This is a genomic window from Saccharopolyspora aridisoli (assembly GCF_004348445.1).
GTDB lineage: Bacteria > Actinomycetota > Actinomycetes > Mycobacteriales > Pseudonocardiaceae > Saccharopolyspora > Saccharopolyspora aridisoli.
Genome location: NZ_SMKV01000063.1, coordinates 1 through 19,218 on the forward strand (window position 1 = coordinate 1; position 19,218 = coordinate 19,218).

At 70.0% G+C, this 19,218-nt stretch carries 16 protein-coding genes; 6 read left to right on the plus strand and 10 right to left on the minus strand.

What is annotated here, in order from left to right; translation table 11 throughout:
• The 4 genes from meaB to E1161_RS26490 form a co-directional block, all read right to left on the minus strand.
• The coding region (meaB, locus tag E1161_RS26475; RefSeq protein WP_132627464.1) for a methylmalonyl Co-A mutase-associated GTPase MeaB at window positions 1-987 on the minus strand (987 nt) is incomplete at its 3' end.
• Window positions 987-3,191: a methylmalonyl-CoA mutase gene (scpA, locus tag E1161_RS26480; protein ID WP_132627465.1), complete on the minus strand. Its 2,205-nt coding sequence runs from the start codon at window positions 3,189-3,191 to the stop codon at window positions 987-989. The genes scpA and meaB, both read right to left, overlap by 1 nt.
• Window positions 3,188-5,056: a methylmalonyl-CoA mutase small subunit gene (mutA, locus tag E1161_RS26485; RefSeq protein WP_132627466.1), complete on the minus strand. Its 1,869-nt coding sequence runs from the start codon at window positions 5,054-5,056 to the stop codon at window positions 3,188-3,190. Before mutA ends, scpA begins: the two co-directional genes overlap by 4 nt.
• A gap of 286 nt (window positions 5,057-5,342) precedes the next feature.
• Window positions 5,343-5,540, minus strand: a complete 198-nt coding sequence (locus tag E1161_RS26490) for a hypothetical protein (RefSeq protein ID WP_132627467.1) — start codon at window positions 5,538-5,540, stop codon at window positions 5,343-5,345.
• Between the two features lie 152 nt (window positions 5,541-5,692).
• On the opposite strand from E1161_RS26490, the gene E1161_RS26495 reads away from it, so the two are divergent.
• The 3 genes from E1161_RS26495 (at window position 5,693) to E1161_RS26505 (ending at window position 9,410) form a co-directional block, all read left to right on the plus strand.
• Window positions 5,693-8,203, plus strand: coding sequence for a DEAD/DEAH box helicase (locus E1161_RS26495; RefSeq protein ID WP_132627468.1), 2,511 nt, complete (start codon window positions 5,693-5,695; stop codon window positions 8,201-8,203).
• Between the two features lie 71 nt (window positions 8,204-8,274).
• Window positions 8,275-8,688, plus strand: a complete 414-nt coding sequence (locus E1161_RS26500; protein ID WP_132627469.1) for a universal stress protein — start codon at window positions 8,275-8,277, stop codon at window positions 8,686-8,688.
• A 68-nt stretch (window positions 8,689-8,756) separates the two neighbouring features.
• Window positions 8,757-9,410 (plus strand): DUF1349 domain-containing protein, encoded by a 654-nt coding sequence (locus E1161_RS26505; RefSeq protein WP_235875325.1) that lies wholly within the window; start codon window positions 8,757-8,759, stop codon window positions 9,408-9,410.
• Window positions 9,411-9,582: 172 nt separating this feature from the next.
• Here E1161_RS26505 and E1161_RS26510 read toward each other — a convergent pair whose 3' ends face one another.
• From E1161_RS26510 to E1161_RS26535, 6 genes are all read right to left on the minus strand, one after another.
• Window positions 9,583-9,918 carry a YnfA family protein gene (locus E1161_RS26510; RefSeq protein WP_132627470.1) on the minus strand — a complete coding sequence of 112 codons (336 nt, stop codon included), beginning with the start codon at window positions 9,916-9,918 and terminating at the stop codon, window positions 9,583-9,585.
• Between the two features lie 10 nt (window positions 9,919-9,928).
• Window positions 9,929-10,633, minus strand: coding sequence for a copper homeostasis protein CutC (locus E1161_RS26515; protein ID WP_132627471.1), 705 nt, complete (start codon window positions 10,631-10,633; stop codon window positions 9,929-9,931).
• Window positions 10,630-12,327, minus strand: coding sequence for a formate--tetrahydrofolate ligase (locus tag E1161_RS26520; RefSeq protein ID WP_132627472.1), 1,698 nt, complete (start codon window positions 12,325-12,327; stop codon window positions 10,630-10,632). The genes E1161_RS26515 and E1161_RS26520 overlap by 4 nt, the downstream gene beginning before the upstream one ends.
• 25 nt (window positions 12,328-12,352) lie before the next feature.
• Window positions 12,353-13,189 carry a methylenetetrahydrofolate reductase gene (locus E1161_RS26525; RefSeq protein WP_132627473.1) on the minus strand — a complete coding sequence of 279 codons (837 nt, stop codon included), beginning with the start codon at window positions 13,187-13,189 and terminating at the stop codon, window positions 12,353-12,355.
• Between the two features lie 10 nt (window positions 13,190-13,199).
• Complete coding sequence (locus E1161_RS26530; protein WP_132627474.1) at window positions 13,200-14,393, minus strand: glycine cleavage T C-terminal barrel domain-containing protein; 1,194 nt, start codon at window positions 14,391-14,393, stop codon at window positions 13,200-13,202.
• Window positions 14,394-14,557: 164 nt separating this feature from the next.
• A complete protein-coding gene (locus E1161_RS26535; protein ID WP_132627475.1) occupies window positions 14,558-17,002 on the minus strand; it encodes a GcvT family protein in 2,445 nt (814 codons plus the stop codon).
• Window positions 17,003-17,214: 212 nt separating this feature from the next.
• On the opposite strand from E1161_RS26535, the gene E1161_RS26540 reads away from it, so the two are divergent.
• From E1161_RS26540 to E1161_RS26550, 3 genes are all read left to right on the plus strand, one after another.
• Entirely contained in the window at window positions 17,215-18,429 is a 1,215-nt protein-coding gene (locus tag E1161_RS26540; protein WP_207920421.1) for a sarcosine oxidase subunit beta family protein, read from the plus strand.
• Between the two features lie 15 nt (window positions 18,430-18,444).
• Window positions 18,445-18,681, plus strand: coding sequence for a sarcosine oxidase subunit delta (locus tag E1161_RS26545; protein WP_132627477.1), 237 nt, complete (start codon window positions 18,445-18,447; stop codon window positions 18,679-18,681).
• Window positions 18,681-19,218 (plus strand): 2Fe-2S iron-sulfur cluster-binding protein (locus E1161_RS26550; protein ID WP_165939954.1); only part of this gene is annotated, 538 nt, incomplete at its 3' end. The genes E1161_RS26545 and E1161_RS26550, both read left to right, overlap by 1 nt.

The following is a 19,218-nucleotide window of genomic DNA, read 5'->3' on the forward strand; positions in this document are numbered from 1 at the left end:
GGGGTGTGGGTGGAAGGTCTTGAGGAGGGTTTGGGCTGCTTGGGCTGGGGGGAGTTTGCCCTCGGCGACCTGGGATTCGATGGTGGGGAGGATCGATTGGACCTCGGGGTCGTGGGTGAGGTCCGCGATGAGCTGCTCGCGGACCATCGACCAGGTCCACTCGATCTGCTGCCTGCTGCGCTTGGCCGCCAGTTCGCCGGATTCCGACAGCGTCGTGCGGTGCTGGCGGATCTGCTCCCAAAGGGTGTCGAGGCCCAGGGACCTCAGACCGCTGCAGGTCAGGACAGGAGGATTCCAGGAGGCGCTGACCGGGGTGAGCAGTCGCAAGGCGCTGCGGAGTTCGCGGGCGGCCTTCTTGGCCTCCATCTCGTGCTCGCCGTCGGCCTTGTTGACGGCGATGATGTCGGCGAGTTCGAGCACACCCTTCTTGATCCCTTGCAGCTGGTCACCAGTGCGGGCCAGCGACAGCAGCAGGAAGCAGTCGACCATCCCGGCCACCGTCACCTCGGACTGCCCGACGCCGACGGTCTCCACCAGCACCACGTCGTAGCCCGCAGCTTCCATCAGCAGCACCGTCTCGCGGGTCGCGCGGGCGACGCCGCCGAGCGTGCCCGCCGACGGCGATGGCCGCACGAACGCCGAGGGGTCCGAGGCGAGCCGGCCCATGCGGGTCTTGTCGCCGAGGATGCTGCCGCCGCTGCGCGTCGACGACGGGTCCACGGCCAGCACCGCGACCCGATGCCCCTGCTCGGTGAGCATCGAGCCGAGCGCTTCGATGAACGTCGACTTGCCCACGCCGGGTACGCCGGTGATGCCGACCCGGTGCGCGCCGCCGCTGTGCGGGAGCAGTTCGGTGAGCAGCTCCTGGGCCAGCGCGCGGTGGTCGGCGCGGGTTGACTCCACCAGGGTGATGGCCTGCGCGAGCTTGGTGCGCGAGCCGTCGAGGACGCCCTGGGCGTAGTCGTGGGTGTCGATCTTGCGCGGCATCAGTGCTCGAGGCGGGTTCGGAGTTCGTCGAGGAGTCCGGAGGCGGCGTCGGCGATGACGGTTCCGGGCGGGAAGATCGCCGAGGCTCCGGCTTGGCGCAGCGCGTCGAAGTCGGCGGGTGGGATGACACCACCGACGACGATCATGATGTCCTCACGACCGATGGCGGCCAGTTCCCCGCGCAGCGCGGGCACGAGGGTGAGGTGTCCGGCGGCGAGGCTGGAGACCCCGACGATGTGCACGTCGGCTTCGGCGGCCTGGCGTGCGACCTCGGTGGGGGTCTGGAACAGGGGGCCGACGTCGACGTCGAAGCCGAGGTCGGCGAAGGCGGTGGCGATGACCTTCTGGCCGCGGTCGTGGCCGTCTTGGCCCATCTTGGCGACGAGGATGCGCGGTCGGCGGCCTTCGGCCTCGGCGAAGTCGGCGACCTGCTGGCGGGCCGATTCGAGCTGCTCGGACGGGCCGGATTCCTCCCGGTACACGCCGCTGATCGTACGGATCTGACCGGAGTGGCGTCCGAAGACCTTCTCCAGGGCGTCGGAGATCTCCCCGACGGTGGCCTTGGCGCGGGCGGCGTCGACGGCCAGCGCGAGCAGGTTGTGGGCGAGGTCGTTGGGCCGCTCGTCCGACAGCGAGGCCTCAGCGGCGGCGGTCAAGCGCCGCAGGGCGTCGTCGCACGCCTGGGTGTCGCGCTCTTCCCGCAACCGGCGGAGTTTCTCGAGTTGCTGGTTGCGGACGTCGGCGTTGTCGACCTTGAGGACCTCGATCTGCTCGTCGCCGTCGTAGCGGTACTTGTTCACGCCGATGAGCGGCTGGCGGCCGGAGTCGATGCGCGCCTGGGTGCGGGCGGCGGCTTCTTCGATGCGCAGCTTGGGGATGCCGGCGTCGATGGCCTGGGCCATGCCGCCTGCGTCCTCGACCTCGGTGATGTGGGTCCAGGCGCGTTCGGCGAGGTCCTGGGTGAGCTTCTCGAGGTAGTAGCTGCCGCCCCAGGGGTCGATGACGCGGGTGGTGCCGGATTCCTGCTGCAGCACCAGCTGGGTGTTGCGGGCGATGCGGGCGGAGAAGTCCGTCGGCAGGGCGAGGGCTTCGTCGAGGGCGTTGGTGTGCAGGGACTGGGTGTGGCCCTGGGTGGCGGCCATGGCCTCCACGCAGGTGCGGGCGACGTTGTTGTAGACGTCCTGGGCGGTCAGCGACCAGCCGGAGGTCTGCGAATGCGTGCGCAGCGACAGCGATTTCGGGTTGGTCGGCTCGAACTGCTTGACCAGCTTCGACCAGAGCAGCCGCGCGGCGCGGAGTTTCGCGACCTCCATGGCGAAGTTCATGCCGATGCCCCAGAAGAACGACAGCCGGGGCGCGAAGGAGTCGATGTCCAACCCGGCCTGCTTGCCCGCGCGCAGGTATTCGACTCCGTCGGCCAGCGTGTAGGCGAGTTCGAGGTCGGCGGTGGCTCCGGCTTCCTGGATGTGATAGCCGGAGATGGAGATGGAGTTGAACTTCGGCATCTTCTGCGACGTGTAGGCGAAGATGTCGGAGATGATCCGCATGGAGGGCTGCGGCGGGTAGATGTAGGTGTTGCGGACCATGAACTCCTTGAGGATGTCGTTCTGGATGGTCCCGGCCAACTGCTCGGGTGCGACACCCTGCTCTTCGGCGGCGACGATGAACAGCGCCATGATGGGCAGCACCGCGCCGTTCATGGTCATCGACACGCTCATCTTGTCCAGCGGGATGCCGTCGAAGAGCTGCCGCATGTCCAGGATCGAATCGATCGCCACACCTGCCATGCCGACGTCCCCGCCGACGCGGGGGTGGTCGGAGTCGTAGCCGCGGTGGGTGGCCAGGTCGAAGGCCACCGACAGGCCCTTCTGCCCGGCGGCGAGGTTGCGCCGGTAGAACGCGTTGGACGCCTCGGCGGTGGAGAAACCCGCGTACTGGCGCACGGTCCAGGGCTGGTTGACGTACATCGTCGGGTACGGGCCGCGCAGGAACGGCGCCAGACCCGGGTACGTCGACAGGAAGTCCAGGCCGTCCACATCGGACGCGGTGTAGAGCGGCTTGACGTCGATGCCCTCCGGCGCCTCCCAGGCCAGCGCGTCGGACTCCTTGCCGGTGGCGGCCAGGACCTCCGACCGCCAGCGGTCCTCGTCCGCGCCGGACGGGGCGTCCAGTGGGACGTCGGCGAAGTTCGGGATCTGCGTCATCGTCGGACTCCCAACTCGGCGTGCACGGCGTCGAGGACGGTCAGCGCGTCACAGCCGGCGTGGACGTAGCCGTCGACGCCGTCGACGTCGCTCGGTTTCCCGGCCAGCAGAACGGTCTTCGCGCCGGCCTGCCGAAGCGCCTGCGCGGTCTCGGCGGCGCGCTCGGCGTAGATCTCGTCGCTGGAGCACAGGCACACCACCGGGGCGCCCGCGTAGGCGGCCAGCACCGCAGCGGTCGAATCGGTCGCTCCCGCTTCGGTGGATTCCAGGCCGCCCGCGGCGAGCAGGTTGCGGGCGAACGAGGCCCGCGCGTTGTGCGCCGCCAGCGACCCCAGCGTCGCGAGGAACACCGTAGGGCGTTCACCGGTGTCGGCCAGCTGCGCGTCGGCGGCGTCGCGCAGCGCCTCGAAGTCCTCCGCGTAGCGGTGCACCGGCAAGCCGCCGCCGGGCTGCTCCGGAGCGGGGCTGCGCTCCAACGGCGCCTCGTGCAGGTTCGGGAACTCGGTCACCCCGGTGATGGCGTCGCTGCGACGCGCGATCGCCTCGCGGCGCTCCTGCCAGGTGTCCTCGATCTCCTCGGCCACCAGCCCGGACCGCAGGGCCTCCGGCATCCCGCCGACGGCTTCGATGCGCTGGAACCACGCCCAGGCCGTTCGGGCGAGTTCGTCGGTGAGCGTTTCGACGTACCAGGAGCCGCCTGCGGGGTCGATGACCTGGGCGAGGTGGGATTCCTCCAGCAGCAGCGCCTGGGTGTTGCGGGCGATGCGGCGGGCGAAGTCGTCGGGCAGGCCGATGGCGGCGTCGAAGGGAAGCGTGGTCACCGACTGGGCCCCGCCGACTCCGGCGGCGAAGGTGGCGATGGTGCCGCGCAGCATGTTCACCCACGGGTCGCGGCGGGTGAGCATCGCCTGCGAGGTCACCGCGTGCTGCACCTGCGCCCTGGTCGACTCGCCGACCCCGGAGGAGCGGGTGACCTGCTCCCACAGGCGGCGCGCAGCGCGCAGCTTGGCGATGGTCAGGAACTGGTCGGCGGTGGCGGCGTAGCGGAACTCCAGCTGACGGGCGGCGGTGTCGACGTCCATGCCCGCGTCGGTCAGCCACCGCAGGTAGGTCACCCCGGCGGCCAGCGAGCAGCCCAGCTCCTGGGCGTCGGAGCCACCCGCGTCGTGGAACGGCAGCGCATCCACCGCGATGGCCGCCAGCTGCGGGTGCTCAGCTGCGCAGCGCCGGGCGAGCTCCACCGCGGCCTCGCGGTCACCGGCCTGGCCGGTGCGCGCCTGCACCCCGAGCGGGTCGGCGCCGAGGTTGCCGCGCAGCTCACCGGGCGGCACGCCCTGCTCGGCGGCCAGGGCCAACAACGCCTTCGCGGCGGCGGCGAAATCCGCGCCCGCGTCCAGGCTCACGCCGATCATGTCCAGGTGGACGTCGCCCAGGGCGTCAGCCAGGTCGTCGACCGCGATCCCGGCGGCGCCCAGGCGCAACCAGAGGGAGGAGACGCCGTTGTGGAGGTCGGCCAGGACCTCGCGGTTGGTCTCAGCGGCGTCGGGGTGCTCGTGGCGCTGCCGCACGTCCCAGCCCTCGGCGGCACCGCCCTGCGGCCGGCTGCCGCGCACGAACGGCGCCAACCCCGGAAGGCCCGGATCGGCCGGTGCGGAGGTGTAGAGCGGGCGCACCTGGATGCCGTCGTGGGTCGTCGAGTTCAGCACGTCCTCGACCGGGCCGGTAGGCGGCTCGTAGCCGACCAGACCGGATCGTTCCAGCACCTTGTGGACCTGGGCTTGCCACTGCTCGTGGGTCGGCTCCGGGAACTCCGCAGCCAGCGGGAGTTCCGGCCGGCCGCCGCTCGTCGTCGAGTGCGCCACCATACGGAGGATGGTAAGCCGCTGATTCGGATGTGGAACCGATCAAATCTGTGACGCGTGTCTCTGAGTGGTAAACGGTGTTCACTTCCACTGGTGACGGCTCCTCGCGGGCAACTGCTCAGCGCCTTCTGGCTCCGGGGTCGGCGACTTGTGCAGTCCGGTGCACGGCGCTGCGGCCTTCTTCCCCAGGAGGCGTCTGAGAAACCCGCGGCGGTGCGAGTTGCTCAGGTGGTGGAGGAGGAAGCGGCTTCGCCGCTCGTCTGACGGGGGTCGGCTCCATCCCTCACAGCTACGGCTGGGTGCCGCAGAGGTGGTAGACCCAGCCGTGCTCCGGGGTGTAGTGGAGTTCGTACTGGGTTTCGATCTTCGGGCCGTCGTGCAGGTGGATGTGCCTGAGCAGGCGGCCTGCGACTGCTTCGTGGTCGCGCAGGTCCTGGACTCTGCCGTCCAGCGGCCCGCCGACGAAGCGCACGTTGCGGGTCGACATGAACCCCTCCTCTCGCCCGACACCGAGGCCGCCTCCCATGGTCGCTGATCATCCGGGTCTTCCACCAGCAACGACACCGGGCCGGAGGAAGGGGCGTGCCTGTCCACCCCGGGTGACCAGCGCCGGGGGTGGCCAGGGACGATGGGGGGACGATGAAGCTCACCGACCAGCTCCCAGCGCTCACCGCCGGCGATCCCGATCCCGATGCTCAGTTCGAGGCGTTCGTCGAATGGACGATCTCACTGGGCATCGAGCTCTACCCGGCGCAGGAAGAAGCGCTGATGGAGGTCGTGACCGGCGCGAACGTGGTCCTGTCGACCCCCACCGGATCGGGTAAGAGCATGGTGGCCACCGGCGCGCACTTCGCGGCCCTGGCCACCGGCAAGCGCAGCTTCTACACCGCGCCCATCAAGGCGCTGGTCTCGGAGAAGTTCTTCAGCCTCGTCGACGTCTTCGGCGCGGAGAACGTCGGCATGATGACCGGTGACTCGAGCGTCAACGCCGACGCCCCCATCATCTGCTGCACCGCGGAGATCCTGGCCAACATCGCGTTGCGCGACGGCGCGGACGCCGACGTCGACCAGGTCGTGATGGACGAGTTCCACTTCTACGCCGAACCCGATCGCGGCTGGGCCTGGCAGGTGCCGCTGCTGGAGCTGCCGCGCGCTCAGTTCGTGCTGATGTCGGCCACGCTCGGCGACGTCAGCTCCTTCGAGGAGGACCTGACCCGCCGCACCGGCCGGAACACGGCGGTGGTCACCTCCGCCGAGCGGCCCATCCCGCTGAACTTCCGCTACGCCAAGACCCCGCTGCACGAGACCATCGAGGAACTCCTCGCAGGCCAGCAGGCACCGGTCTACGTCGTGTACTTCAACCAGGCCTCCGCGCTGGAGCAGGCGCAGGCGCTGATGAGCGTCAAGGTCGCCTCCCGCGAGCAGCGCGACTCCATCGCCGAGGCGATCGGCGACTTCCGGTTCACCGCGGGCTTCGGGAAGACGCTCTCGCGGCTGGTCAGGCACGGCATCGGCGTGCACCACGCCGGGATGCTGCCGAAGTACCGGCGGCTGGTGGAGCAGCTCGCGCAGGCGGGACTGCTCAAGGTCATCTGCGGCACCGACACGCTCGGCGTGGGCATCAACGTGCCGATCCGCACCGTGCTGATCACCGGCCTGACCAAGTACGACGGGATCCGCACCCGGCACCTCAAGGCGCGCGAGTTCCACCAGATCGCCGGCCGCGCCGGTCGTGCCGGCTACGACACCGCCGGGTTCGTCGTGGTTCAGGCGCCGGAGCACGAGATCGAGAACGAGCGGGCGCTGGCCAAGGCCGGGGACGACCCGAAGAAGAAGCGCAAGCTCGTGCGCAAGAAAGCTCCCGAGGGCTTCGTGTCGTGGAGCGAGAAGACCTTCGAGAAGCTGGTGGAGGCCGAGCCGGAGCCGCTGCGCTCGAGCTTCAACGTCAGCCACTCGATGCTGCTCAACGTCATCAACCGGCCGGGGGACGCCTTCTCGGCGATGCGCCACCTGCTGGAGGACAACCACGAGGACCGCCCGACCCAGCGCAAGCACATCCTGCGGGCGATCGCGATCTACCGGGCGCTGCTGGCCGCCGACGTCGTCGAGCAGCTCGACACCCCCGACGACCAGGGACGCAGGGTCCGTGTGACGGTGGACCTGCAGTTCGACTTCGCGCTCAACCAGCCGCTGTCGCCGTTCGCGCTCGCCGCCATTGAACTGCTCGGCACCGAGTCGCCGACCTACGCGCTGGACGTGCTCAGCGTCATCGAGTCCACGTTGGACGACCCGCGGCAGGTGTTGTCGCAGCAGCAGTTCAAGGCTCGCGGTGAAGCCGTCGCGCAGATGAAGGCCGACGGCATCGAGTACGACGAGCGCATGGAGCTGCTGGAGGAGATCACCCACCCCAAGCCGCTCGAAGAACTCCTCGAAGCCGCCTACGAGACCTACAGCAAGGGGCACCCGTGGGTCGGTGAGCACGAGCTGTCGCCGAAGTCCGTCGCGCGCGACATGTACGAGCGGGCGATGAACTTCGTCGAGTTCGTCAACCACTACGGACTCGCCCGCTCCGAGGGGCTCGTGCTGCGCTACCTGGCCGATGTCTACAAGGCGCTGCGGCACACGGTGCCCGATGACGCCAAGACCGAGGAGCTCACCGACATCATCGAATGGCTCGGCGAGCTGGTGCGCCAGGTCGATTCCAGCCTCCTCGACGAGTGGGAGAAGCTGCGCCATCCCGGCGACGATCCCGCCAAGGCGGCACCGGTCGAGCCCGAGCGGGTCACCCGGAACCTGCGCGCCTTCCGCGTGCAGGTCCGCAACGCGCTGTTCCGCCGCGTCGAGCTCGCCGCGCTGCGCCGCTACGAGTCGCTCGGCGAACTCGACGCGGACGAGGGCTGGGACGCCGACGCGTGGGCGGATGCGCTGGAGGACTACTTCGACGAGCACGACGAGATCGGCACCGGCCCGGACGCGCGCGGTCCGCAGATGATCATGATCACCGAGGAGCCCGAGCGCTGGCTCGTGCGGCAGATCTTCGCCGACCCTGCTGAGGACCACGACTGGGGCATCAGCGCCGAAGTCGACCTCGCGGCCTCCGACGAAGCCGGTAGCGCGGTCGTCCGCATCACCGACGTCGGCGAGATCTGACGCGCTGCGGGGCTGTCGGAACCGCCCTACGATCCGGGCGAGATCACGACAACTCGTGGAGGAGTTTCGTCATGCCGCAGACCGTCGTCGTCGGAGTGGACGGATCTCAGGAATCGGTGAAGGCGCTGCGCTGGGCCGCCGACCACGTGCGGCAGGTGGGCGGCATCCTGCACGCGATCACGGTCTGGCACCAGCCCGTCCAGTTCGGCTACCACCTCTCGTCGACGGACATGGAGCTGAAGAAGCAGGGCCAGCAGACCCTTGATTCGGCGCTGGAGCAGGTCAAGCCGGACTTCCCGAAGGTCGACATCCGGGCGAAGCTGATCCGCGGGCAGGTCGTCGACGAGTTCGTCAAGCTGTCGCGCCAGGCCGACCTGCTGGTGGTCGGCAACAAGGGGCACGGCGCGTTCACCGGGATGCTCGTCGGATCGGTCGCGGTCAAGATCGTGCACCACGCGGCCTGCCCGGTCACCGTGGTCCGCTGACCCGACTCCGGGTGGTCATCTGATGCGAGGCGTGCTCACTTCGGTCCCGAGGAGCCCGGTATCCTCCGGTGCCTGACGGTGCGTCGGGGATCGCGGACCGCCACGGCGGTTGCCTGGACCGAACGGAGCGGTGGGCGATGCAGCAAGCCGAAGATCTCACGCTGTTCGAGCTCACCGGGTGGCAGTGGCTCAACGAACCGGCGAACTGGCTGAACTACGCCGGGCTGACGGTCACCAGCGACACGGACACGGACTTCTGGCGGACCACGCACTACGGCTTCACCCGCGACACCGGGCACGCCCTGCTGCAACCGGTCGGCGCCCAGTTCCGGATACGCACCAGGTTCTTCGGCGACTACCGCGAACAGCACGACCAGGCCGGGCTGATGCTGCGCATCGACGAGCGGAACTGGATCAAGGCCGGGATCGAGTACGTCGACGGCGAGCAGTACTTGTCGGCGGTGGTCACCCGCGAGCACTCGGACTGGAGCCTGCTGCCGCTGTCGGAGGCCCACGGCGAGGTCGAGTCGGTGACCGTCGAGATCGAGCGCTTCGAGGACGCCGTCCACGTCCGCTACGCCGCCGAGGACGGCGAACCCGTGAACATCCTCCGGATGGCCTACTTCCCGCCGGACGTCCCGGCTCAGGCCGGACCCATGTGCGCTTCCCCGGACGGAGCGGGCTTCCCGGTGAGGTTCTCCGACCTCACCTTGGCGGAGTGACGCCCGCTCCCCCCGCTGCTGAACGATCTCGAGCTCATGTGGCGCCCGGTGGTCGAGGACGAGCTTGACCCTCCGGCTGGGCCTGCCCGTACTCGACCGCTACGTCGCCGCGCTGCTGGCGGGCAAACCCACCGCGCTGATCACCAACTCGCGCAACGAAGCGCGGGCCGGCTCACGCCGGGCGCGGGGCGTACATGATCACGGCAACGCCGACCAGGCAGATCAGCGCTCCGATGACGTCCCAGCGATCAGGGCGGAAACCGTCCAGCAGAACGCCCCACACCAGTGATCCGGCGACGAAGACACCGCCGTAGGCGGCCAGGATCCGGCCGAAGTTCGCGTCCGGTTGCAGCGTGGCGACGAACCCGTAGATCCCGAGAGCGACGACGCCCGCGCCCATCCACAGCAAGCCCTTGTGCTCCCGCACGCCCTGCCACACCAGCCACGCCCCGCCGATCTCGGCGATGGCGGCCAGCACGAACAACACCACCGACCGAACGATTCCCATGCCGGTCACGCTAGCGAGCCCCGCGATGGGCCGCGGCGATCAGGTCGCGTGTCTCGGACTCGTCGAGGCGCGCGTGCGGACCGAAGTCGACCTCGCCGCCGGGGGAGGGGACCTGCTCGCGGGGCGCCGCGTGGACCTCGTCGATGCCGGTGGCTTCGGCGATGCGGCGAGCGTTGTGAGCGCGGACCCCGCCGCAGGCGGTGAGGGTGACGTCAGCTCGCGCCATCCGCCGCAGCACCCCGACGCCGTCCTCGGCGCGGGTCGCCCCGCCCGAGGTGAGGATGCGCCGGATGCCCAGGTCCGCGGCGGTGTGCGCCGCCTCGACCGGGTCCGGGCAGACGTCGATGGCCCGGTGCAGGGCTACCGGGACGCCGCCGGCTTCGGCGATGAGCTCGCCGAGCACGGCGGCGTCGAGCCGTCCGTCCGCCCGGAGCGCGCCGACGACGACGCCGGCCGCTCCCGCGGACGCGGCGTGACGGACGTCAGCGCGCATCGCGGCGACCTCGGCGGGCGAGTACGCGAACCCGCCCTCCCGAGGCCGGATCAGCACGTGCACCTGGCTGCGGTGGCACCGGTCGAGCACCACCGACAGCAGGCCCGGACCGGGTGTCAGCCCGCCCGACGCCCCGGCCGAGCACAGCTCTATCCGGTCGGCCCCGAGGCGATCCGCGGCCACCGCACCGTCCGCGCTGTCGGTGCTGATCTCGACCCTCACATCAGCCCGGTGATGTTGCCGTCCGCGTCGAGGTCGATCGACTCGGCCTGCGGGTGCGAGCCGAGGCCCGGCATGGTGCGCATGTCTCCGCAGATCGGGTAGACGAATCCCGCGCCGACCGACGCGCGGACCTCGCGGACCGGCAGGGTCCAGCCGGTGGGGGCGCCCAGCAACGTCGGGTCGGAGCTCAGCGAGAGGTGGGTCTTGGCGATGCAGACCGGCAGGTCGCCGTAGCCGTTGGCCTCGTAGCTGTCGATGGACTTGGCCGCTGCCGGTGCGTAGCTGACGCCGTCGGCGCCGTAGACCTTCGTCGCGATGGTCTCGATCTTGGTGCGCAGATCGGCCTCGTCGGGGTAGAGGACCTGGAAACCGGCCGGTTCCTCGCAGGCCGCGACGACGGCTTCGGCGAGCTCGGTGCCGCCCTTGCCGCCCTCGGTGAAGTGCTTGCTGACCGCCACGTGCGCGCCCTCGGCCTCGGCGACCTGCCGGATCGCCTCGTGCTCGCTGGTGAAGTCGCTCGGGAAGGCGTTGATCGCCACCACCGGGGAGACGCCGTGCAACCGGATGTTGTCGATCTGCTTGCGCAGGTTGTCGGCGCCGGCGAGCACGTCGTCCGGGTTCTCCTCCAGCATCTCCGGCGGCAACGGCTTGCCCGCCACCACCGTGTAGCGCCCGGAGTGCGCCTTGAGCGCGCGGACCGTCGCCACCAGCACGGCGGCGTCCGGCTGCAGCCCGGAGGTGCGGCACTTGATGTTGAAGAACCGCTCGGCGCCCATGTCCGCGCCGAAACCCGCCTCGGTGATGAGGTAGTCGGTGCAGCGGCTGCCCACCAGGTCGGCGACGATCGAGGAGTTGCCGTGCGCGATGTTGCCGAACGGCCCGGCGTGCACCAGGACCGGCGTGTTCTCGGTGGTCTGCATGAGGTTCGGCTTGAGCGCGTCGCGCATGATCACCGCCATCGCGCCCGCGGCCTTGAGCTGCTCCGCGGTGATCGGCTCACCGCCGGGCGTGTAGCCGACGACGATGCGACCGAGGCGCTGCCGCAGGTCGGCCAGCGACGTCGACAGCGCCAGCACCGCCATCACCTCGCTGGCCGCGGTGATGTCGAAACCGGTTTGCCGTGGTTCGCCGTCCTGCCTGCCGCCGAGGCCGGAGACGATGTTGCGCAGGTCGCGGTCGTTGACGTCGAGCACCCGGCGCCAGGTGATCCGGTGCGGGTCGATGCCCAGCGCGTTGCCCTTGTGCAGGTGGTTGTCGACCATCGCCGACAGCAGGTTGTGGGCCGCGGTGACCGCGTGCATGTCGCCGGTGAGGTGCAGGTTCAGCGCCTCCATCGGCACGACCTGGCTGTACCCGCCGCCTGCCGCACCGCCCTTGATGCCGAAGGTCGGACCCATCGAGGGCTGCCGGACGGCGACCGTGGAGCGCTTGCCGATGTGGTTGAGCGCCTGCCCGAGGCCGACGGTCGTGGTCGTCTTGCCCTCGCCCAGCGGTGTGGGGGTGATGGCCGAGACCACGACGTAGCGGGCGCGTGGCCGGTCGGAGAGCTCGTCGATGGCGTCCAGGGAGATCTTCGCGACGTTGCGCCCGTAGGGCTCCAACAGCTGTTCCCGGAGGCCGAGCTGTGCTGCGATGTCGTCCATCGGGCGCAGCTCTGTCGCACGGGAGATGTCCAGATCGGACGGGATGGTCATGCCAGGACCTCCTGCGAGGTGTCGGTTACGCCGGTCGGTCCGCGTAGCCGGACAGCCGGGCCGCCAGATCGTCGCGCCACTGCACCGTCTTGGTGACCTCGCTGAAGGTGAACAGGTGCCAGCCCGCGATCGGCGAACCCGGGTCGCCCAGCTGCGGGGACAACTCGTCGATCAGCTCCTCCGGCGTGTAGCGTGCCAGCATCTTCGAGACCGCGCCGTACTGCTTTCGCAGGAACCGCGTCGACTCACCCAACCCGATCTTCAGCGCGATGCGCAACAGCCGGTGGGCGTCCACCACCCCTGGGACGCCCACGTACACGGGTTTCTCCAGCCCGCGATTGCGCAGGTCGCGGGCCCAATCGATGATCGTCCGGGGATCGAACGTGATCTGCGAGACCACGTAATCGGCGTAATGAGATTTGTCCGACATGGCCTGAACGGCGCAGTCGTCCGGTATGAACGCGTGCCGTTCGGGGTAGCCGGCGATGCCGATGCGCGCCGGAAGTCGTCCCATCCGCTCCATCGCGCGCAGCAGCGCGAGCGAATCGACGAACTCGCCCAGCGGCTTCGCGGCGTCCCCGGCGATCACGAACACCTCGCTGACCCCGGCGGCGTCCAGCCGGTCCAGCACGCCCGCCAGCTGCGCGTGATCGCGGATCGAGCGCGCGGCCAGGTGCGGCACCGCGTGCAAGCCCATCGCGGCCAGCCGCTCGGCGCAGTCGATGGTCGGTCCGATGCCCTTGGCCGGTGAGGCCGTCACGGTCACCGTGCTGCCGGGATCGAGCGCCTCCACCCGGGCGTTGCCCACCGGCAGCACCTCGTAGCGCATCCGGTCGAGGGACCGTCGCAGTTCAGATGCCATCTCGCCCCCTTCACACGCTCCGCGCCAAGCGCTTGGGGATGTCCTTGGTCGGGTCCAGGAACGGCTTCTCGGACACGACCGCCTGCTGCGGGCCGTGCTGGGTGTGCACGACGAGCTCGGTGCCCGGCTCCTGGTAGGCGATCGGGACCATCGCGTAGCCGATGTTGCCGTCGATGCGCGGGGAGTGGGCGGCGGAGGTGACCTCGCCGATCCGCAACCCGTGCGGGTCGTGCACCTCGAAGACGTCGATCATCGCGCCGTCGTTGAACGAGCCCACGCTCGGACCGTCGATGCGCACGCCGACGAGCTTGCGGCTCACGCCGTCCTGCTTGATGCGGCGCAACGCGTCCTTGCCGATGAAGTCGGCTTCCTGGTCGAGGTCGACCATCCAGGTCTTCTCGAAGCCGTAGCCGACCTCGAAGGGGTTGGTATCGGCGGTGATGTCGCAGCCCCACGACAAGATCCCGGCCTCGATGCGACGGATGTGGCAGGGGCCGATCACGGTGAGGTCATGCGGCTCGCCGGCCTCCCAGATCGCGTCCCACAGCCGCACGCCGTCGCGGGAGGCGTCGTGCAGGTAGATCTCGTAGCCCAGCTCAGCGGTGTAGCCGGTGCGCGAAACCACCACCCGCATGCCCGCGAGCTCTCGTTCCACCGCGTAGTAGTAGGGGATGTCCAGGATGGACTCGCCGAACAGGTCCGCCATCACCGCACCGGACCTCGGGCCCTGGATCTGCACCGGGCCGACGTCGGGTTCGCGGATGTCGACGTCCATGCCGAGCCCGTGGGCCAGGGCCTTGGCCCACATCAGCACGTCGCTGTCGGCCAGCGACAGCCAGAAGTGGTTCTCGCCCAGGCGCAGCAGCACGGGGTCGTTGAGGATGCCGCCGTCGGTGCCGGTGACGAACACGTACTTGCACTGCCCGACCTTGCACTTGTTGAGGTCGCGGGGCACGAGCATGTTGGTGAACTCGAACGCGTCCGGCCCGGTGATCTCGACCTGCCGCTCCACGCCGACGTCCCACAGCGTCACGCCTTCCAGCAGCGCCCAGTACTCGGCGACCGGATCCCCGTAGTGCCTCGGGTGGTACGTGTGGTTGTAGGTGCTGTACATCGCCACCCCGTGACGCCGCGAGGCGTAGAAGAACGGCGATTTCCGGATCCGCGGGTACAGCAGAACCCCGGGGTTCGAGTTGACGCTCATGGTGCTCGCTCCAAGTCTCGTTGCTGACGAAAGCCACGCCGGTCTTCAGTTGTCTGGTTGCTGCGGTTCTCGGGGCGGATGTCGGATATTGGCGGTTACCAGGTGTCGTATTGCGGCGGTATTCGATTGCGGCGGTATTCCGGGGCCTGCTGGTGCGCGGTGATCTAGCAGCGCATCCGGGTCATCCGGGGGTCGTAGGTGGGGTCTGGGATGACCGTGACCGGGTGGGGTTGGTTGAAGTAGGTGACCTCCAGCTGGGTGTCGGGATGGGCGAGGTCCGCGGGCAGCCAGGCGTAGGCGAGGCTCGCGCCGACCGTGTGGCCGTAGGCGGCGCTGGTGGTGAAGCCGACGGGTTCGTCGTCGGCGAGGACGGGTTCGGAGCCCATCAGGACCGTGCCGTCGTCGATGCGTAGGCAGGACAGGCGGCGAGTGGGTTCTCCCCGGCGGAGCAGGGCTTCTCGGCCGGTGAAGCGACCCTTGTCCGGTTTCACGGCGAAGGCGACGCCAGCTTCCTCGGGGGTGTGCTCGGTCCACATGTCGGTTCCCCAGGCGCGGTAGCCCTTCTCCAACCGCATGCCGTTGAACGCACCGCGGCCCGCGGGGAAGATGCCGTGCCCGGCGCCGGCCAGCAGGTCCCACAGGCGGCGGCCGAACTCGGCGGAGGTGTAGAGCTCCCAGCCGAGCTCGCCCACGTAGGACAGCCGCAGCGCTACCACCGGGACCTCGCCGACGTGCATCCGCCGGGCGCGGAAGAACCCGAACGCCTCGTGCGAGACGTCGACGTCGGCCAGCGCGGCCAGCACGTCGCGGGCGCGCGGCCCCCACAACCCGATGCAGCAGGTGCCGCCGGTGATGTCGCGGACCTGCGTGGTCGCATCGGCGTTGTCGCGCAGCCACGCGATGTCGCGCGGACCGTTGCAGCCGACCTGGAAGTGGTCCCGCTCCAGCCGCGCCACGGTGATGTCCGACCGGATGCCGCCCTCGGGGGTGAGCATCAGCGTGTAGGTCACGTAGCCGGGCTCCCGGTCGACCCTGCTGGTGGTGAGCCGGTCCAGCAGTTCGAGCGCTCCGGGGCCGGTGACCTCGGCTCGCGGCAGCGAGGTCATGTCGAACATCGCGACGCCGTCGCGGGTGGCCAGGTGCTCGGCGCCGACGATCGGGGACCAGAACCGGCCGGCCCACTCGCCCGGACGCGCGATCTCCCTGCCCCGCAGCAGCTCCTCGTTGCTCGCGTACCAGTGCGGCCGTTCCCACCCGGAGGCTTCCAGGAACACCGCGCCGAGCTCGCGCTGCCGGTCGTGGAACGGGCTGGTGCGCAACGGCCGCGGTCGCTCGGGCGGCTGCTGCGGGTGGATGATGTCGTAGACCTCGCGGAAGCTCTGCGCGCTGCGCTGCACCAGGTAGGCGGGGCTGCGGGCGAAGTCGTCGAAACGCCGCAGGTCGGCCTGCCGCAGGTCGATGTCGGGGGTCCGCCCGGCCAGCCACTGCGCCATCGCACGGCCGACGCCGCCGGCATGGGTGATCCACACGGCCTCGGCGACCCAGAAGTTCTCCACCTCGGACCGGCCCAGCACCGGCATCCCGTCCGAGGTGAACAGGAAGAGACCGTTCATGCCCTCGCCGATCTCGGCCTCGCGCAGCGCTGGCAGCAGCCGCCGCGCCTCCCGCCAGGGACCGGCGAAGTCCTCCGGCGTGAACGGGTGCACCGAGGCCATGCCCTTCCAACCGCCGCCTTCGGAGGGAGCTTCGGTCCCGGGTGTGACGGTCGGTGAGAGCTCGTCGGTGCGCACCGGCATCACCCGGTGCCGATAGGAGCCGATCCCGTAGCGGTCGTGGACCTGGCGGAAGTACATCGACCGGTCCTGGTGGCGCAGGATCGGTTGCGCCACTTCGGTTTCGCCGTCGTCGAGCACCGGCGTGGTGACCGCGTACTGGTGCGCCAGCGGCTGCACCGGGATGGTCACCCCGGCCATCCTGCCGATCTTCGGCCCCCAGATTCCCGCGCAGCACAGCACGGTCTCCGCGGCCACGTCCCCGGAAGTGGTGTGAACCTTGGTGATCCGGCCGCCGGTGATGTCGAATCCGGTGACCTCGGTCGCTCCTTCGAAGCGCACGCCGAGCCGCCGCGCTTCGCGCATCATCGCCTCGGCGGCGCGCACCGGTTTGGCGATCCCGTCGGTGGCCACGTGCAGTCCGCCGTGGATCCGGTCGGCGTCGATGCCGGGGATGCGCTCGAGCACCTGACCGGGGTCGAGGAGCTCGCCGTCGATGCCCCACGCGGTGGCCAGGCCGAACTTGCGGTGCAGGTCGTCCCAGCGTTCTGGCGTGGTGGCGACCTCGATGCCGCCGACCGGGTGGAAGCAGTGCGACCCGTCGACCTCCAGCGAGGAGTACAGCCGCACGGTGTCGGCGGCGAGCCGGCTCAGCGTCTCCGAGGCGTTGGTCTGGAAGACCAGGCCCGGTGCGTGCGAGCTCGAACCGCCGGTCGCTGGGAGCGGTCCCTGGTCGACAACCAGGACATCGGTGATCCCCTGGCGCGCCAGGTGGTAGGCGGTGCTGCACCCGACGATGCCCGCCCCTACGAGCAAGAACTGGACGCTCGAACCCATGGCTGCCGCCTTGTTGCGTATACGACAACTACCTGCGCATGTCGCAACAGTGCGCTCAGGAAACGGGGCGCGTCAAGAGCCCGGCCAGATGAATTTCTCAGCCGTGGATCTTGTTGTGGGGCAACGGGAAGCACCGTCCCTCTTTCGTGAATTGACCCGCTCGTCGCGGCGCTCCTAGCCTGGGTTCACCTCCGAATCGCAGGGAGGTGGCCGTGGTCGCAGCACCGCTTCCGCAACCGCCCGAGAGGCTGTGGCGCAACGCCGAGCCCGCCCGGCACTACGACGTGGTCGTCGTCGGTTCCGGTGGGCACGGGCTGGCCACCGCCTACTACCTCGCGCGCGAACACGGGATCCGCGACGTCGCCGTCCTCGAACGCGGTTGGCTGGCAGGCGGGAACATGGCCCGCAACACCGCGATCATCCGCTCCAACTACCTGTGGGAAGCCAGCGCCGGAATTTACGAGCACGCCCTGGAGTTGTGGGAGGGGCTGCCCGACGAGCTCGACTGCGAACTGCTGCTCAGCCAGCGCGGCGTGCTCAACCTCGCGCACACCGAGCAGGAGGTGCGCGACTCCCGACGCCGGGTCTTCGCCAACCGCGCCGACGGGATCGACGCCGAATGGGTGTCGCCCGAAGAGGTCTCGCGGATCTGCCCGATCATCAACACCGACTGCCGCTACCCGGTCCTCGGCGCGACGTGGCAGCCGCGCGGCGGCATCGCCAAGCACGACCTGGTGGCCTGGGCCTTCGCCCGCCGAGCCGACGAGATGGGCGTGGACCTCGTGGAGGGCTGCGAGGTCACCGGTTTCCTCACCGACGGCGACCGGGTGCGCGGGGTGCGCACCTCGCGCGGTGACATCGGCGCCGACCGGGTCGCGCTGGCCGCAGCAGGACGCACCAGCACCCTCACCGACACCCTCGCCCTGCGGCTGCCGCTGCAGAGCCACCCGTTGCAGGCGCTGGTCTCCGAACTGCTGGAACCGGTGCACCCGTGCGTGGTGATGTCCAACCACGTGCACGTCTACTGCAGCCAGGCGCATCGCGGTGAGCTGGTGGTGGGAGCGGGCATCGACTCCCGCAACGGGTACGCCCAGCGCGGGTCCGTGCACGTCATCGAACGTCAGCTCGCCTCGGCGCTGGAGCTGTTCCCGATCTTCGCCCGCGCGCACGTGATCCGGACCTGGGCGGGCACGGTGGACGTCACCCCCGACGCGTCGCCGATCATCGGCCCCACGCCGTGGGAGGGGCTGTTCCTGAACTGCGGTTGGGGGACAGGTGGTTTCAAGGCCACGCCCGGGATCGGTCAGGTCTACGCCGACACCATCGCCCACGGTCGCCCGCATCCGTTGGCCGAGCCCTACGGGCTGGACCGGTTCGTCACGGGTGCCCTCATCGACGAGCACGGCGCGGCGGCCGTCGCGCACTGATCCCGGGAGGTCGCGATGCTGCGGATCCGGTGCCCCTGGTGCGGGGAGCGCGACGAGGTCGAGTTCCGCTACGGCGGCCAGTCCGTCGCCTACCCGGCCGAACCCGGGGCGTTGAGCGACCGGGAGTGGGCGGACTTCCTGTTCGTGCGGGACAACCCGTGCGGTTGGTGGCGGGAGCGGTGGGTGCACTCGGCCGGCTGCCGCCGCTGGTTCGAGCTGTGGCGCAACACCGAGACCGACGAGGTGGCGTGATGCGGCTCGACGAAGGCGGGCGGATCGATCGAACCCGCACCCTGCGATTCACCTTCGACGGGACCGAGTTCTCCGGGCATCCCGGTGACACGCTCGCTTCGGCGCTGCTCGCGTCCGGACGCGTCGAGGTGGCCCGCTCGACCTACCTGGGCCGGCCGCGCGGTGTCCTGACCGCCGACCTCACCGAGCCGAACGCCTTGGTGAGGGTGGGCGGAAACCCCTTCGCGCAGGCCACCGAGGTCCCGCTGCGCGAAGGGCTCGAGGCCGAGAGCATCCCCGGCGTCGGTCGTCTGACCAGCGGTGACGCGCCGAAGTGCCACCGCAGGAACGCCCACACCGACATCGCCGTGATCGGCGGAGGCCCGGCCGGCGTGGCCGCCGCCCTGGCGGCAGGGCAGTCCGGAGCCCGCGTCCTGCTCGTCGAGCACGGCCCGGATCTCGGCGGCGAACGCCCCATCGGCTGGATCACCGACGCCGTCACCACCCTGACCGATCACGGCCGTGGTCGGGGGGACGTGGGTCCGGGTGGTCGGAGCG

Bases quoted from the DNA above. Each gene is read 5' to 3' on its own strand.
- mutA (WP_132627466.1), bottom strand. From the start codon at position 5,056: ATGGTGGCGCACTCGACGACGAGCGGCGGCCGGCCGGAACTCCCGCTG.
- E1161_RS26490 (WP_132627467.1), bottom strand. From the start codon at position 5,540: ATGTCGACCCGCAACGTGCGCTTCGTCGGCGGGCCGCTGGACGGCAGA.
- E1161_RS26535 (WP_132627475.1), bottom strand. From the start codon at position 17,002: ATGGGTTCGAGCGTCCAGTTCTTGCTCGTAGGGGCGGGCATCGTCGGG.
- E1161_RS26495 (WP_132627468.1), top strand. From the start codon at position 5,693: ATGAAGCTCACCGACCAGCTCCCAGCGCTCACCGCCGGCGATCCCGAT.
- E1161_RS26500 (WP_132627469.1), top strand. From the start codon at position 8,275: ATGCCGCAGACCGTCGTCGTCGGAGTGGACGGATCTCAGGAATCGGTG.
- scpA (WP_132627465.1), bottom strand. From the start codon at position 3,191: ATGACGCAGATCCCGAACTTCGCCGACGTCCCACTGGACGCCCCGTCC.
- E1161_RS26545 (WP_132627477.1), top strand. From the start codon at position 18,445: ATGCTGCGGATCCGGTGCCCCTGGTGCGGGGAGCGCGACGAGGTCGAG.
- E1161_RS26520 (WP_132627472.1), bottom strand. From the start codon at position 12,327: ATGACCATCCCGTCCGATCTGGACATCTCCCGTGCGACAGAGCTGCGC.
- E1161_RS26510 (WP_132627470.1), bottom strand. From the start codon at position 9,918: ATGGGAATCGTTCGGTCGGTGGTGTTGTTCGTGCTGGCCGCCATCGCC.
- E1161_RS26530 (WP_132627474.1), bottom strand. From the start codon at position 14,393: ATGAGCGTCAACTCGAACCCCGGGGTTCTGCTGTACCCGCGGATCCGG.
- E1161_RS26525 (WP_132627473.1), bottom strand. From the start codon at position 13,189: ATGGCATCTGAACTGCGACGGTCCCTCGACCGGATGCGCTACGAGGTG.